Below are 14,372 nucleotides of genomic sequence, written 5' to 3'. Positions count from 1 at the left end.
TCGTTCGTCACCCGATGCCCCAGAGCTTGGCGAAGTCCGCCTGGAAGGAACCGTCGCCGAACCACTCGCCCGAGGCCTGGGCCGCGGCCGTCACCTTGATGCTGGCGATGTTCTGCTTGGTGAACAGCCGCATGGGCTGGGCCTCGTCGATGGGCCCGGCCTTGGTCATCATGCGCAGGAGTTCGTCGGTCAAGCCGAAGCCCATGTAGAGCTGGTCCGCGGCTACGACCGCCTTGACCGAACCGGTCTTGATCAGGCCCAGTCCGTTCACCGAACCGGCCGCTGTGGACACGGAGATGTTCGAAGAACGCCCCGACTGCTGGACGCCCTGGAGGGTGGCCTGGAGGCTGTCCTCGAACTCGGTGTAGTAGTAGTCGGCATTCGGGTTGCTCAGGACGTTGGAACTCGCCTTCGAGGCCAGCAGGGCCGGCGTCGAGGCGGTGATCTCCTTGACCGTGACCTTGCAGCCGGGGCAGTACTTCTTGTAGATCGGCAGCGAGTCGGCCACCATCTTGATCGCTGTGGGGCTGTCGGCATTCTGCGCGATGATCAGATTGGCCTTGCCCTTCGAGTCGGCGATGATCCACCAGGCCATCGCGGACGCCTGAGAACTCGCACCCGGCACATAGCTCACCTGGTTGCTGTTCTCGACTCCGGCCGGGGGGTTCTGGTCCGCGACGACGATCGGGATGCCCTTGGCCTTCGCGGCGTCGAGGGCGTTCTGCGCCATGCCGTAAGGGATCGCGTCCAGAATGATCCCGGCCGCGTCCGCGGTGATCGCCTGCTGGACGCAGGAGGCGATCGCCGTCGGCTGGGCCTTGCCGTCGCACACCTGCTGCGAGAGGCCGGCCTTGGACAGCGCCTGCTTCGTCGACCCGGCCGTGGCGACGAAGGCGGGGACCTGTTGGACGATCGGGATGTAAAAGACCTTGCGGCCCTTGAACTTGTCCACGCCCGGCACACTCGCGGTGGGGACGGGGTAGGTCTTGGCGACGGCCTGCAGGGCCGCCACGTTCTTCTCGGCCGTGGCAAGCCCCGATGCGGAACTGTCCTTGCCCGATGTGGTGGAGCCGGAAGCGGAGTCGGAGCCGGAGCTGCCGCAGCCTGCCAGCATCGCCGACGCGGCGAGCACAGCCGTGCCCGAGGCCAGCCATCTTTCTCTGATAAGCGCCATTGCTTATGCCTCCATGGCCGAGCGTCCGTACATCCTTGAGCGGACGCTGGTGGTGTCCGGAACCGCCCACCGTCACTGCGTGGGCGGAGAAGATACGAGAGGAGTGCGTTCAGGCCCTGGACCGTGACTTGAGCCGCAGCGGCACCTCACACCTGAACCGGATCGCGGAGCGGACCGTGGCTCGGTGGGGCCACCGATGCGCCCTCGTCCACGTACCGCTCGTCGATCACAAAGACCGCGGACTGATGCGGACCGCGCGGTCGTCCGACAGCCGAGGATTCCCGAACCGCATCGTCAACCCCTGCCTGCCGCAAAGGCCCAGCTCGCGGACCCATTCCCGTCAATGGCCGAAAGTGTGTGCATGTCGGCAGGCACGCGGAAGCGCATCGGCAACAAGTTAAGTTTGCGAGTCGCGCACGGACCGCGGCCTCCCCAGGGGTTTGCCCTCGCCGACGCCGTCGCGCTGTACGGCACCAGTCCGGGGCGTCCGGTGCTGTTACGGAGCGAAGGGGCCCGGCACTGTGCCGAACCGGGTTTTCCAGCTCAGGCCTCGCGGTCGCGAGGGGGGGTTCCGTTACTTTCACTAGATCGATATAGTGCTGGTAGTTGCGTTGACCGATGTGACCCTGACGGTCTTCCGCTCCGTCAGCGTCTGCCGTCCGGGTTCGCCGCCTGCGAGATGGCTCCGCCCGACTGCATCGCCCCATGTTCGACGCGGCCCGGAGGGACACCGGTGCCGTGGACGACCGGAGGACCGCCATGGACCGTCTGCTTCTCATGCGTTGTTTCGTCATCGTTGCCGACCTCGGCAGTTTCAGTGGCGCGGCCAAGGCGCTGGGGTCGTCGGGATCACTGGTGTCGCGGCATGTCGCCGAGCTGGAGCGGCAGGTCGGCGTCCGGCTGGTCAACCGCACGGCCCGCTCGGTGAGCCTGACCGAACCGGGCCTGCGGTACGCCGAGTTCGCCTCCCGCATCGTGAAGGAGATCGACGCCGAGGACTCCAGCATCGCGGATCTGCACGACCGGGCGGAGGGCGTGCTGAGCATCATCTGCCCGAAGTGGATCGGGAGCCTGGACCTCGGGGACGCCATCGCCGCGTTCTCCGCCGCGTACCCGAAGATCCAAGTCCGGTTCGAGCTGGGAGGCGTGTCCGACCGGACGTACGACTTCCTGGACGGCGGTTTCGACCTCGCGTTCCACACCCGGGACCTACGGGACTCCAACGTCCGGCTGAAGAAGATCGCCTCGCTGCCCTTCGTCCTGTGCGCGTCGAAGACGTACGTCGACGAACGCGGCCCCCTGACGCACCCCAACGACCTGGCCGCCCACGACTGCCTGGTGCACGTCAACGACCCGGTCTGGCGCATCGGGCACGGCCCCACCTCCACGCTGCACAAGATCCGCAACGTGGCCTTCTCGTCCAACTCCTACATCGCCCTGCAGAAGGCGGCCGTCCACGGGCGCGGCATCGCCCTGCTGCCGCAGCGGTCCGCCTACGACGATCTCGTCTCCGGGGCCCTCCAGATTCAGCTTCCCCACCTGGCGGCACCCGACCGGCCGCTCTATGCGATCCACGGGCCCGGGCCGGGAACCCAGCGCAAGATCACGGTCTTCCTGGACTTCCTCGCCCAGTGGTTCGCGGAGAACCCGATTCCCACGATCGGCCGTTGACATCCGCCGACACTTGCGCGGAGCGAAAGCTTATAGTTCGTCACGGGAACTCATATTTTATACCGACTGATGGACAGCCGTGCTCGGTGTGGCCACTGTGGCAACGCGAATCGAGCCGCGAAGGAGCTGTCTCTTCATGTGCGAACCCCTGGGTGAACCGACGTCCCGCCGGACGATGCTGGGCGCGATGGCGGCTTCCGCCGCTGCCGCCGTCGCCGTACCACTGATCGGCGCGCAACAGGCCGCGGCGGCGACGAACACCGGATCCGCGCCCTCCGGAACGGGCCTGTCCGTGACGCTGCTCGGCACCAACGGCGGCCCACCGCCGCTGGCCAACCGATACGGCATCTCGTCGGCGCTGACGGTGAACGGCAGAACGTACGTCATCGACTGCGGACGCGGAGCGGTGACCCAGTATCTGCGCGCCGGACTGTCGATGCCGTCGCTGGCAGGGATCTTCCTGACCCACCTGCACGCGGACCACATCGTCGACTACTACTCCTTCCCGCTGCTGTCGGCGGGCGCCTCGGGCGCACAGGGCTTCCAGAACCCGATCGAGGTCTACGGCCCCGGCTCCGCCGGTATCGCGTCGACCGTCGCCGGAGCTCCCGGGATCGTGCCGGGCGCCGTCGAGATGACGAAGCTGGCGGGTCAGGCGTACGCGGCCTCACCGACCTTCTTCATGACCGAGCACGCGGGCATCGACCCGGCGACGATGCTCAACGTCCACGACGTGCTGCCGCCGTCGGGTGTCGGCGCCTCGGCGACGAACTCCGCGCCGGCCATGGCGCCGTTCACCGTCATGGAGAACGACGACATGAAGGTCACCGCCGTCCTGGTCCCGCACGGCGCGGTGTTCCCCGCCTACGCGTACCGTTTCGACACCGACCACGGCAGCGTCGTCTTCTCCGGCGACACCGCGCCGACCCCGAACATCATCACGCTCGCGGCGCACACTGACGTCCTGGTGCACGAGGCCCTCTACCCGGCGGGGCTCGCGAGCCTGGGCCTGCCCCAGGCGCTGATCGACCACATCACGTCGACCCACACGGACGTGGCCCAACTCGGCCGGATCGCCGCCGAGTCGGACGCGGGAACGCTGGTCGCCACCCACCTCGGCCCGGGACAGCAGACCGTGGTCTCCGACGCGACCTGGCGAAGCCTGCTCCACGACAGCGCCCGCCGGGCCGACTTCGGCGGGTCGATGGTGCTGGGCACCGACCTGTTGCATCTGCCGGTACGACAGCGTGGCCCCCGCCGATCCTGACCGGTCCGGCATCGCGCGGAAGTTCCGCATTGCTTGCGCCGCGCGACCGATCACCGGTGCGTCACGACTCTCGCCTCGCCCCGAAACGCCTGTTACCGTCCGGCTTAATCGATCTAGCGCAGGGGCGCCGCTCCGGACGGCACCCTGGACGACGGCCACTCGACGGAGAGTGAAATGAACCTTCTCTCACAACAGCGCAGCACCTACGAAGCGGTCCTCCGGCTGAACGACGCACCGTTCGTCACCGAGCGCCCGGCGATGTTCAGCCCGGCCGCCGCGGCCCAGGACGAGGGAAACACGCGGGGCACCTACGGCCGCTTCGCGCAGATCCTGCTCCCCGAGGAGTACTCGGACTGGGTCGAGGAGAGCGCCGCCCATGTCGGCTCGTGCTACGTCGGAGACTGGACCTCGCTGCACAAGGTGAAGGTGCACGGTCCGCAGGCACTCGCGTTCCTGAGCCGGCTGGGGATGCGGGACCTGTCTCGTTTCGAGACCGGGCAGATCAAGCACCATGTGCAGCTCGACGAGAACGGCTGGATCGCCTCCGAGGGCGTGCTGTGCCGACTCGGCCCCGAGGAGTTCGTCTACACGGCGGGCAGTTGCGACTGGCTGCTGTGGCAGCTGAGCCTGGGCGGTTGGGACGCCGCCGCCACCGACATCAGCCCCGACGCGTTCATCCTCGGCGTCCAGGGCCCGGCGTCCCTGGCCACGCTGGAGAAGCTGACGGGGGACGATCTCCGCGACGTCGGCTTCAGCCGCAGCCGTATGTCGACGGTCGACGGGGTCCCGGTACGGGTCCTGCGTACCGGGATCTCGGGCGAACTCGGGTACGAGCTGCACGGGCCGACCGAGCACGCCAACGAGATCTGGGCGGCGGTCGTGGCGAGCGGCCAGGACGTCGGCATCCGTCAACTGGGCTTCCGCGCCCAGCCTGTTCAGCACATCGAGGCCGGGATCGCGACCAACGGGTTGGACTATCTGCCGGCGTCGATCCTGACGCCGGGTGCGCCGAGGCAGTTCCGTAAGGGCACGCCCAGCGGCAGTTTCGTACCGGTGGGCGGGGTGACCGACTACTTCCGCAAGCCGGCCGAACTCGGCTGGGGATTCCGCAAGGGCGTCCCCGACCGTGACTTCATCGGACGGGACTCACTGTTCAGGGACGCCGAAAGTGGCGTACCCGCCCGCCAGTTGGTCGGTCTGCGTTGGAACGAACAGGATGTCACCGACATTCTCACCTCGCTCTTGAGCGAGGCCGAGCTGCCCGACCAGATGGAGATGCCGCGTGCACGCGGTCCCCACTTCGACCAGGTCCTGGTGTCGGGTGAGCCGGTGGGCGTGGCCACGGGCCGGACGGTGAGCCCGACCCTGCGGTCGATGATCTCCCTCTGCGTGCTCGACCCGGCGCACACGACACCCGGCACGGAGGTCGTCGTCCTGTGGGGCCGTCCCGGCACCCCGCAGCGGGAGATCCGGGCGACGGTCACATCGCTGCCCTTCAAGCCGGACAACCGGCGCACCGACGTCACTACGCGGTAACCGTTTCGCCTCGCTCCACGATCTCCACCGCCCTTTGTCTCCCACACCCGCATGGACCGGTCAAGTCAGCCCTGAGCGGCGGGAGTTGGCGGCGTGATCGGGCTGAGCCCCGCGTGCTGACGTGACGTGCGGTGACAGCAGCCCACCCCCCGGGGCCTTGACCGCGAGCTGCGACCGGAGGTATTCCGTGACTTCTGCCGGCCGGACTTTCCGACAACAGTCATAGGAGCTGCTGCTGACGGGAGTTGGGTCAGCGGCTGCGGGAGAACGCGATGCGCGGGTCGACGAAGACGGAACTCCAGGTCCGTGCTCAGCCACTCTGTGATGTCCAACGCGGGGCCCTGCGCCCGGGCCGGCGGTGCGGCCATCGCCTTCAGGTCCGCCTCGGTGCGCCGCTCCGCGGCCAGGGCCACGCACTGCCGTTCCACGGTCAGCCGTGCCTCGTCCACCTCTCCCACGGACACGTCCCCGGCTCGGAATCACCAGCATGATCGACTCGCTCAGGAGCGAGGCGGCATCCTCGGCAGCTGGGACCACCACGTAGGTGCCCCCTCCGCTGCCCCGGCTGGAGTTGATCATTCCGTTGGCCCCGACGCGTGATGAAGTGCTTGCTTCACGGCGGGAGGTGCCTGGAGTGCCCGACCAACACGGTGATCGCGTCCCAGCGGTGGATGCCGTCGGTGGGCCTTCCCGCCGGATTCACCGACGAAGGGCTGCCCGTCGGGCTGGAACTCATGGCACTGCCCTGTCACGAGGAGGACCTGCTGAATCTGGCCTACGGCGTGGAGCAGGCGACCCGCTCGCGTCGGGCGCCCGATCTTCCGACCGTTGCCTGACGACCCGTCACCTTCGTTCCTCTCGCGACCGGGGCAGGACGACTCGGAACCGCCCGCCCGGTGTTCACAGCCAGGCAGGCAGTACCGGTACCGTCGCTGATCCGATCGCCATCGTGCCATGCGGTCGGCCGGCCAGATAGGCAGTGATCTCGGAGAGAGGGCCCGTGACCGTGATCACCTCCTCGGCCGTCTCCGGTGGGCCGGGCAGATACCAGCGAGTGGGCATGTCGGTCGGCCGGAGGACGACCTCAGGCCCTGGGGTGCCCCGGCGTTTGGTCACGATGTCGTCGCACAGTGCGGTGAGGAAGTCGGTGGGCACGGCGGTGAAGTCGATTCCGTCGCCGAGGTCGACGGCGTGCACCCACACCTCGCGCGAGCGCAGCCACGGGATCTCGGTGGCCGCGACGGTACGGCCCTGTGCGGTGAGGACGCGGGACGCCCACTGGTTGTCGTCCAGTTCGTCCATCGCCTTCTCCAAGGCGTCGGAGGAGAGGCGGAGCCATTCCGCCAGGCGGGTGCCGGGTTGTCGGGCGCCTTCCCTGATGCCGGTCGTGCGTTCCTCGGGGGAGGCGTACATCGGGGTCGGCGTACCGGTCGCGGCCCAGTGGACCAGGTTGGCCAGCGCGTCCGCGTTGGCGGCGACGTGTGCCACCACGTGTTTGCGGGACCAGCCGGGGAGGAGCGAGGGCGCGTCGTACGCTGCCTCGTCGAGTCGGGTCGTGGCGTGGACGAGGAGTTCGGTTCCTTCCCGCATCCAGCGGCGCGTGTCCGCGAGGGATCGGCTCATCGGACCTGGCCCTCCTTGACGACCCGGTTGTCGAGCCGGCCGATGCCCGCGACCTCCGCCACCACGGTCTCGCCGCCCAGCAGGAAACGCGGAGGCTTGCGGGCGTGGCCGACTCCGCCGGGAGTGCCGGTGGCGATGATGTCGCCGGGGTTGAGCCGCACGATCGTGGAGACGTACTCGACGAGCGCCACGGGGTCGAAGAGCAGGTCGCCGGTGGAGTCGGACTGCATGACCTCGCCGTCCACCTCAAGTCGTACGTCGAGCACCGGGCGTACACCGCCGGGCAGTTCGTCCGGCGTCACCAGGTAGGGGCCGACGGGCGTCGAGGAGTCCCACATCTTGCCCTGGAGCCATTCGCGGGTACGGAACTGCCAGTCGCGGCAGGTGATGTCGTTGAGCGCGGTGAACCCCGCGATCGCCTCCACGGCGGTGGCCGGTGTGGCTCGGCGGACGGGTTTGCCGATGACGATCGCGAGTTCCACCTCCCAGTCGAACTGGGCGGTCTCCTCCGGTCGTGCGATGTCGTCGCCCGCTCCGATCAGGCTGTCCCCGAACTTCGCGAAGAGCGTGGGGTGTTCGGGCAGATCGCGGCCCATCTCCTTGATGTGGTTGCGGTAGTTGAGCCCTACGCACACCACCTTGGAGGGGCGGGGCACCACGGGTGCGAAGTCGGCACCGGCCACCGGATACATCGTCGTACCAGCCGTAGTCGCGTTGTTGGCGCGCTCGTACCAGTCCGGTCGGGCCAGGAACGTGCCGAGGTCGGAGTCCCCGAGGTCGATCAGGACGTCTCCGCCGAGCCGGACGGCCCTGGTCGTGCCGTCGGTGCGGAGGGTGGCGAGCTTCATCGGGCGGCTCCTTCGGTGTGCGTGCGGTGGAGGTGGAGCGCCTCAAAGACGGGCGCGTCGCTGAAACGGAACAGGTCGAGGGAGCCCGAGTCGGAGTCGGTGGCTCCCGCCTCGGAACGTGCCGAGAAGGGTTCCCAGGAGGGGACGACGAACAGGTCGCCCCGCGTGACCGACCAGGTCCTCTCGCCCACGGTGACCGTGCCGGAGCCGTCGAAGACCTGGCAGACCGAGGAGCCGGTCTCGCGTACGGGGGAGGTCTCCGCACCTCGTGCGACCCGGTGCATCTCGGCCCGGATGGTGGGCAGCACGTCCGCTCCGGTCGCCGGGTCGGTGAAGCGGACCGCAGCGTGACCGGGCTCGACCGTTGCCCCGAACCCTTCTGCATCCAGGGCGAGTTGGTCGGCCAGGGCCCGGTCCGTGTGTTCCCAGCGGTACGCCAGCAGCGGTGAGCCGGGAGCCGTCGTACCGGCCGAGACGGGGCGGAGTCCGGGGTGGCCCCACAGGCGTTCCGACCGTGAGCGGTCGGGCGTGGTCCGCTCCGCGTCGCTGATCCGGTCGCGGCCCAACTCGAAGAACTGGGCCTCCGTGACGTACTGGAAAGGGATGTCCAGGCCGTCGATCCAGGCCATCGGCTCGGCGGTGGCGTTGTGATGGGCGTGCCAGTTCCAGCCAGCCTGAGGCAGGAAGTCGCCCCGTCGCATGGGCACCGGGTCGCCGTCCACGACCGTCCACACCCCCTCGCCCTCGACGACGAAACGGAAGGCATGCTGCGTGTGACGGTGTTCGGGGGCGTCCTCACCCGGCATCAGGTACTGGATCGCCGCCCACAGAGTGGGAGTCGCGAAAGGGCGCCCGCCCAGCGCCGGGTTGGCGAGGGCGATCGCCCGGCGCTCACCCCCGCGGCCCACCGGGACCAACTCCCCGGCCCGGCCCGCCAGTTCGCGGAGCCGGTCCCAGCGCCACAGGTGCGGTACGGCCCTGGACCGAGGATGTGCGGGCATCAGGTCGCCGATCTCGGTCCACAGCGGGACCAGCAACTCCTCCTCGAACCCGCGGTAGAGAGACCGGAGTCCGGGGGTGACCTCGGGCTGGCCGTCCGCTGCGACGGCTTCCAGCCGGACGGGCGTGTCGGTTCCGCTCATGCGGAGAACCTCCTGCTGCTTCACTGGTTCTTCTTGGTGGCGGATGTGCGATCCGGTCAGTCGCCGGTCATGGGCCGGGCCTGGCGCAGACCGGTGCGTACGACGGCCAGGTGGTCCGTCATGGCCACGCGGGCCGCCTCGGCGTCGCCCCGGGCGATGGCGTCGTAGATCAGCTGATGCGCGGTGTTGGTGTGCGCGGTGGCCGCTTCGTCGGTGCCGGCCGCGTAGTGCCGGTGCCGGGCGTGGACCAGGGTGTCGAGCGCCGCGCGGATGGCGGGGTTGCCGCTGGCCCGGCCCAGGGCGGTGTGGAAGGCGACGGCCTCGGCGGTGAACGCCTCCGGGTCGCCCGCCGCCGCGTGGGCGCGGCGCATGGTCTCGCGCAACGTGGCGAGAGTCTCCGGGTCGTGGCGGAACGCGGCGAGTTCGGCGGCCACCGGCTCCAGGGCGAGCTGGGCGTCGATGAGGTCCGCGGGCGACAGGCCCGAGGCGCTCAACTGCTCGGACAGGGCGGCCGACAGGGGAGCGATGCGGTCATCCGGGGAACCGGGATCCGTCGGGTCCAGGCGACGGTAGCCGCCGGACCAGTAGACGAGGGGTTCGCCGTCGCGGCGGCCCGCGGCCTTGACGGTCCCGACCAGGGTCTCGTGGTCGCCGGCGGGAAGGATCGCCTCCACCGTCGCGTCGAACCAGGCGAGACTGCCGTCCAGGACGGGCGCGCCGGTGACCTCCGCGTGGCTCGGGATGCCGGGGAACGCGTCCTGGCTGAACCCTCGGCCGCGCGTCGCGAAGTACTTCGACACGGCCTGCTGATCCTGGCCCAGCACGTTCACGGAGAACGAACCGGCGGCGCGCACCTCGTCCAGCAGGGCGCTGCCGGTGTTCACCGACACCGACACCAGCAGCGGGCGCAGCGACAGCGACACGAACGAGGTCGCGGTGAGGCCGTACAGGCCGCTGGGTCCGCGCAGGGCCACGACGGTCACGCCCGAGGCGAAGCGGCCGGCGGCGGCGCGGAAGGCGTCCTCCAGCTCGGCCAGGTTCTGCGCCTGCGGAGGTGAGGGGGCGGTGGTGGATGGTGTGGTGGTCATCGGTGGTCCTCCGGTTGTCCCAGTTCGCGGAAGCCGTAGAGGTCGAGGGTGAGGGCGCCTTCGCGCAGCTGTGCCATGTAGTGGTCCTCCTTGGCGGCACGGGCCAGCGCCGCGTCCCGGACGCGCCGTATCTCGGCGGCGGGCAGTACCGCGATGCCGTCCGCGTCCGCGACGACCAGGTCGCCCCGTGCCACGCGATGGCCCCGCAACTGGACCGGGCTGCCGACCCGGCCGGGCCAGGACTTGCCGGTGCCCAGGATGGAGACGGACGTCGAGAACGCGGGGAAGCCGAGCTCGCGCAGCCGGTCGGTGTCGCGCACGCCACCGTCGATGACCAGCCCTGCGACACCGCGGGCAAGGGCGGAGGCGGCGAGGACCTCGCCCCAGTAGCCGTGCTCGCTGCCGCCGGCGTCCACGACGAGTACCTCGCCCGGAACCGCCGCCTCAAGAGCCCAGTGCAGCGGCAGGTTGTCGCCCGGTGCCGCGGCGACAGGCAGGGCGGTACCCACACACCGTGCGCCCGCCCAGGCCGGCCGGAACACCGGCGGGAGGGCGCACGGCAGTCCGGATGCCTCGTAGGCCGTGGCCGAGCCGAGGTCCAGCAGTTCCTTCAGCTCACCGGTGTCGAGGGCGCTCATGACGACCTCCGCTGCAGGAGGTGGTAGCCGAAGCGGGCCCGCGCCTCCGCGATGGTGGCGCCCTCCAGCGCGGCGGCCAGGATGCCGGCCTCCCGCTGCTCGATCTCGCGTGCCACACCGAGGACTTCCTCGGCGCGGTCCCAGGGCACGGCGACCGCGCCGTCCTCGTCGCCGATCAGCAGATCGCCCGGCCGCACCTGCACGCCGCCGACGGCGACGGGTCCCTGGACCTCGGCCACCTCCACGCGGTCCTTGCCGGTGCGCATGAACCGGCCCCGGCTGTAGACCGGGTAACCGAGCCCGAGAGCGCGGTGGGTGTCGCGGCAGACGCCGTCGATGACGGTTCCCGCCACCCCGCGTTGATGGGCGACGGCGGTGAGGATGTCGCCCCACACGGTGGCGTCCGTACGGCCGGAGTTGTCGAGGACGACGACCTGGCCGGGCGTGACGTCGTCGAGGTAGTCGCCCACCGTGCCCGGCGGGGATCCCGCGGCCTGGTAGCGCACGGTGAAGGCGCGGCCGACCAGCCGTTGCCCGGAGCCCAGGGGCGCCAGACCATGCAGCGAGCCGGGCAGCGAGAGACGGTCGAGGGCGTCGGAGACGGTGGCCGTGGAGAGGCCGGACCAGTCGGTGAGGTCGGTCATGGGGTCGGCTCCTGGAAGCGGGCGGCGGTGAACTGCGAGTCGTGCATGACGTCGACGACCGAGCGCCCGGTCCGAACGGCCTCACCCATGAGGCGTTCGCGGCGCACGATCCGCAGGCCGGCGGCGACGACGTCGTCGAGGCGAGCACGTGGGACGAAGGCGAGCCCGTTGCGGTCGGCGACCAGCCAGTCCCCGGGCTCGACGCTCACGCCGCCGATCAACACGGCGACGTCCATGGCCTGTTGGACGATCCGGCCGCGGGCGCTGACCGGTACGGCGGCGCGGGCGAAGAGCGGCAGGCCGAGCTGCTCGCACTCCTGCACGTCGCGGCAGGCACCGTCGACGATGACGCCGGCGAGGCCGCGGACGGTCGCGGCCTCGGCCAGCAGTCCGCCCCAGCAGGAGACGTCCGTCCGGCCGTCGTTGTCGACGACCACGACATCACCGGCTCCCGCGACGGCCACGAGGGGCGACGCGATGTGGGTGCTGGGGCCGTCGGTGCCGACCGGAACTGCCTTGACCGTGCGGACCCGGCCAACCGTGACGCCCGGTGCCGCCCACATGGGGGCGATACCGGTGACGGCACCGGGCAGGCCCAGCGAGTCCAGCGCGTCGGAGACGGCGCAGGCGTCCAGCTCGCGCAGCTGCTTGAGAACCAGGGGATCGGCGGTGTCCGTAAGGGCGTTGGTCGTCATGCCTGGCTCCAGGTGACGAAGCCCATCGCGTTGCCGGTGCCGGCCTCGGTGCGGTAACAGGGCTCGTAGCGCACGGAGTTCACGCTCAGTCCGGCGACGTTCGCGGCAGCGGCGACGGTGATCCAGTTCCGGAGTTCGGAGCTGCCCGAGCGCATCTCTTCGGGGGCGAACTTCGTCAGGGCGGCGGCGTCCCCGTCCCGCAGGGCCGTCAGGAAACGCTGGTCGAGTTCCTCGTCCACGACGAAGTGCGACAGACCGCCCGAGGCGACAAGGCCGACTCGTATGTCCTCCGGGAAGGAGGCGATGGCGGCGGCGAGAGCCTGGCCGAAGGCGACGCAGCGCCTGGCCGTCGGCGGGTTGGGCTCGTAGAAGGTGTTCACGAACACCGGCACGAACGGCACCGCCGAGGTCTCGCCCAGGATCCGCTGGTAGATGAAGCCGAAGCCGTGCGGAATGCTGTGGTTGGCGTAGTCGCCCGCGGGCAGCCGCTTGGAGGCGGCCGTGTCGAAGCCGACGCCGACGGTCTCCTCGATGAGGTGGCGAGCCAGCGCCGAGGCGGTGGGCCGGACGATCAGGTGGTCGGGCACATCCCCGAACGCCGCCTCCGCCAGACCCGGCGGCATCGCGTCCAACTGCGCCTGGGTGAACGGCACATGGGCCACCTCGTCGCCCCAGTAGACGGCGAATGCAGGGAGCAACTCGTCGTCGTAGACCTCCTTGTGGTCGCTGGAGACGATGACCAGCACATCCACGTCGGCTTTCTCCAGATGCCGGCCGAGGTCGTCCAGGGCGCTCTGGCAGGAGGCCGCGCGCCGCGTCTGCACCTCGGCCGTGCACTGGTCCGTGAAGTCCTCGCGCAGCGCGGCCAGTTCGGCGAACGAGTACGTCTCACCCCGGAAGTCGAGGGAGCTGTTGCGGCGGTCGGCGGCGCCGCGCACGTGCCACAACTCCGGTGCCATCTTCAGCTGGGGGCCGTGCGAAGAGCCGATCCCCGTGACGATACGAGCCATGTGATCCTCCGTCAGATCCGGAACAGCGAGACGGCGTTCTTCTCGTAGAGCGCCTGGCGGTCCCCGTCACTGAGCCACTCGATGCCGTCGACCAGGGTGTGGATGTCGTCGAACCAGCCGCCGGTGGCGGGGTTGATCTGCGAGCCGGTGCCGGGCTTCTCCGTGCCGAACAGGCAGCGGTCCACGCCCACCGTGCGGATCAGCAGCTCGATGGCGTCCTGCGTGTACAGGCAGGTGTCGAACCACAGCCGCCGCAGCCGGTCGACGTAGGATCCGCCCCCGGAGCGCACCAAGTCCGGCTCAAAGCGGCCGACTTGGTACGGGATCGCGCCGCCGCCGTGCGAGACCACGATCTTCAGGTCCGGGAAGTCGGTCAGCACCGAGGAGGACAGCAGGCTCCAGACGGCGACCGTCTCCTCCTGGATGAAGTGCAGGCTGTAGGGCTCGCGGGTCGGCGGACGGCACCCGGCGGAGTGAATGACCGCGGGCACGTCGAGCTCGCACAGTGCCTCGTACAGCGGGTACCAGTAGCGGTCGCCCAGCGCGGGCGGTGTACGGGTTCCCTCGTACGGGTCGGGATTGAGCAGCGCCCCGACGAAACCGAGGTCCGTGACGGTCCGGCGCAGCTCCTTCGTCCACTCGGCGACGTCCGTCTCCGGGGTCTGCGGCAGGCCGGCGATACCGCGCAGCCGGTCCGGGAACAGTTGGACGGACTGGTGGATCGCGTCGTTGACCGCCTCGGTGAACGTCGTGACGATGCGGGCGGGCTGCTCGCTGTGCATCATCTGGTACGGCCGCGGCGAGATCAGCTGGATGTCGATCCCGACCTCGTCGAGGTGGTCGAGGTGGGAGACGTGGCCGAAGCTCGGGTTCGGGGCCTGCCAGGCCTCGCGGAGCTGGTCGTCGCTGACGGACGGTGGCCGTACGCCGTGCGCGCCGCGGTGCGACAGCAGGCCGGACTTCCACACGTAGAGCGAGTCGGGCGCGGTGACATGCCCGTGGACGTCGATGATCAACGGGGGCTCCTTACAAGGGG

General features: G+C 69.8%; 14 protein-coding genes. 4 read left to right on the top strand and 10 right to left on the bottom strand.

Annotated features, from left to right (window positions below; genetic code table 11):
- Window positions 1-7: 7 nt before the first annotated feature.
- Window positions 8-1,174: a substrate-binding domain-containing protein gene (locus AB0I69_RS36835; protein ID WP_363100085.1), complete on the bottom strand. Its 1,167-nt coding sequence runs from the start codon at window positions 1,172-1,174 to the stop codon at window positions 8-10.
- Between the two features lie 759 nt (window positions 1,175-1,933).
- On the opposite strand from AB0I69_RS36835, the gene AB0I69_RS36830 reads away from it, so the two are divergent.
- From AB0I69_RS36830 to AB0I69_RS36815, 4 genes are all read left to right on the top strand, one after another.
- The gene (locus tag AB0I69_RS36830; protein WP_363100084.1) at window positions 1,934-2,845 is read left to right on the top strand and encodes a LysR family transcriptional regulator; all 912 of its coding nucleotides are present in this window, start codon (window positions 1,934-1,936) and stop codon (window positions 2,843-2,845) included.
- A gap of 136 nt (window positions 2,846-2,981) precedes the next feature.
- Entirely contained in the window at window positions 2,982-4,112 is a 1,131-nt protein-coding gene (locus AB0I69_RS36825) for an MBL fold metallo-hydrolase (RefSeq protein ID WP_363100083.1), read from the top strand.
- A 174-nt stretch (window positions 4,113-4,286) separates the two neighbouring features.
- Complete coding sequence (locus AB0I69_RS36820; protein WP_363100082.1) at window positions 4,287-5,648, top strand: glycine cleavage T C-terminal barrel domain-containing protein; 1,362 nt, start codon at window positions 4,287-4,289, stop codon at window positions 5,646-5,648.
- Window positions 5,649-6,328: 680 nt separating this feature from the next.
- The gene (locus AB0I69_RS36815; RefSeq protein WP_363100081.1) at window positions 6,329-6,484 is read left to right on the top strand and encodes a hypothetical protein; all 156 of its coding nucleotides are present in this window, start codon (window positions 6,329-6,331) and stop codon (window positions 6,482-6,484) included.
- A gap of 64 nt (window positions 6,485-6,548) precedes the next feature.
- Here the strand turns inward: AB0I69_RS36815 and AB0I69_RS36810 are convergent, their stop codons facing one another.
- From AB0I69_RS36810 to AB0I69_RS36770, 9 genes are read right to left on the bottom strand one after another with little or no spacing between them, the layout of a single operon-like run.
- Window positions 6,549-7,271 carry a maleylpyruvate isomerase family mycothiol-dependent enzyme gene (locus tag AB0I69_RS36810; RefSeq protein ID WP_363100080.1) on the bottom strand — a complete coding sequence of 241 codons (723 nt, stop codon included), beginning with the start codon at window positions 7,269-7,271 and terminating at the stop codon, window positions 6,549-6,551.
- Window positions 7,268-8,119 (bottom strand): fumarylacetoacetate hydrolase family protein, encoded by an 852-nt coding sequence (locus AB0I69_RS36805; RefSeq protein WP_363100079.1) that lies wholly within the window; start codon window positions 8,117-8,119, stop codon window positions 7,268-7,270. The genes AB0I69_RS36810 and AB0I69_RS36805 overlap by 4 nt, the downstream gene beginning before the upstream one ends.
- Window positions 8,116-9,261, bottom strand: a complete 1,146-nt coding sequence (locus AB0I69_RS36800; RefSeq protein WP_363100078.1) for a cupin domain-containing protein — start codon at window positions 9,259-9,261, stop codon at window positions 8,116-8,118. Before AB0I69_RS36800 ends, AB0I69_RS36805 begins: the two co-directional genes overlap by 4 nt.
- Before the next feature lie 56 nt (window positions 9,262-9,317).
- Complete coding sequence (locus AB0I69_RS36795) at window positions 9,318-10,349, bottom strand: flavin reductase (RefSeq protein ID WP_363100077.1); 1,032 nt, start codon at window positions 10,347-10,349, stop codon at window positions 9,318-9,320.
- Complete coding sequence (locus AB0I69_RS36790; RefSeq protein WP_363100076.1) at window positions 10,346-10,987, bottom strand: dimethylmenaquinone methyltransferase; 642 nt, start codon at window positions 10,985-10,987, stop codon at window positions 10,346-10,348. Before AB0I69_RS36790 ends, AB0I69_RS36795 begins: the two co-directional genes overlap by 4 nt.
- Entirely contained in the window at window positions 10,984-11,631 is a 648-nt protein-coding gene (locus AB0I69_RS36785) for an RraA family protein (RefSeq protein WP_363100075.1), read from the bottom strand. Before AB0I69_RS36785 ends, AB0I69_RS36790 begins: the two co-directional genes overlap by 4 nt.
- A complete protein-coding gene (locus tag AB0I69_RS36780; protein ID WP_363100074.1) occupies window positions 11,628-12,326 on the bottom strand; it encodes a 4-carboxy-4-hydroxy-2-oxoadipate aldolase/oxaloacetate decarboxylase in 699 nt (232 codons plus the stop codon). The genes AB0I69_RS36785 and AB0I69_RS36780 overlap by 4 nt, the downstream gene beginning before the upstream one ends.
- Window positions 12,323-13,336 (bottom strand): hypothetical protein, encoded by a 1,014-nt coding sequence (locus AB0I69_RS36775; RefSeq protein ID WP_363100073.1) that lies wholly within the window; start codon window positions 13,334-13,336, stop codon window positions 12,323-12,325. The genes AB0I69_RS36780 and AB0I69_RS36775 overlap by 4 nt, the downstream gene beginning before the upstream one ends.
- 11 nt (window positions 13,337-13,347) lie before the next feature.
- Window positions 13,348-14,352 carry an amidohydrolase family protein gene (locus AB0I69_RS36770; protein WP_363100072.1) on the bottom strand — a complete coding sequence of 335 codons (1,005 nt, stop codon included), beginning with the start codon at window positions 14,350-14,352 and terminating at the stop codon, window positions 13,348-13,350.
- Window positions 14,353-14,372 lie beyond the last annotated feature (20 nt).

This window comes from Streptomyces sp. NPDC050508 (genome assembly GCF_040655155.1).
Classification (GTDB): domain Bacteria; phylum Actinomycetota; class Actinomycetes; order Streptomycetales; family Streptomycetaceae; genus Streptomyces.
The sequence above is the reverse complement of the archived record's forward strand: the minus strand, read 5'-3'. Positions and strand labels throughout refer to the sequence as shown.

What these genes read in the sequence shown, in the direction of transcription:
- AB0I69_RS36835 (WP_363100085.1), bottom strand. Translation starts at nt 1,174, where the DNA reads ATGGCGCTTATCAGAGAAAGATGGCTGGCCTCGGGCACGGCTGTGCTC.
- AB0I69_RS36830 (WP_363100084.1), top strand. Translation starts at nt 1,934, where the DNA reads ATGGACCGTCTGCTTCTCATGCGTTGTTTCGTCATCGTTGCCGACCTC.
- AB0I69_RS36825 (WP_363100083.1), top strand. Translation starts at nt 2,982, where the DNA reads ATGTGCGAACCCCTGGGTGAACCGACGTCCCGCCGGACGATGCTGGGC.
- AB0I69_RS36820 (WP_363100082.1), top strand. Translation starts at nt 4,287, where the DNA reads ATGAACCTTCTCTCACAACAGCGCAGCACCTACGAAGCGGTCCTCCGG.
- AB0I69_RS36810 (WP_363100080.1), bottom strand. Translation starts at nt 7,271, where the DNA reads ATGAGCCGATCCCTCGCGGACACGCGCCGCTGGATGCGGGAAGGAACC.
- AB0I69_RS36805 (WP_363100079.1), bottom strand. Translation starts at nt 8,119, where the DNA reads ATGAAGCTCGCCACCCTCCGCACCGACGGCACGACCAGGGCCGTCCGG.
- AB0I69_RS36800 (WP_363100078.1), bottom strand. Translation starts at nt 9,261, where the DNA reads ATGAGCGGAACCGACACGCCCGTCCGGCTGGAAGCCGTCGCAGCGGAC.
- AB0I69_RS36795 (WP_363100077.1), bottom strand. Translation starts at nt 10,349, where the DNA reads ATGACCACCACACCATCCACCACCGCCCCCTCACCTCCGCAGGCGCAG.
- AB0I69_RS36790 (WP_363100076.1), bottom strand. Translation starts at nt 10,987, where the DNA reads ATGAGCGCCCTCGACACCGGTGAGCTGAAGGAACTGCTGGACCTCGGC.
- AB0I69_RS36785 (WP_363100075.1), bottom strand. Translation starts at nt 11,631, where the DNA reads ATGACCGACCTCACCGACTGGTCCGGCCTCTCCACGGCCACCGTCTCC.
- AB0I69_RS36780 (WP_363100074.1), bottom strand. Translation starts at nt 12,326, where the DNA reads ATGACGACCAACGCCCTTACGGACACCGCCGATCCCCTGGTTCTCAAG.
- AB0I69_RS36775 (WP_363100073.1), bottom strand. Translation starts at nt 13,336, where the DNA reads ATGGCTCGTATCGTCACGGGGATCGGCTCTTCGCACGGCCCCCAGCTG.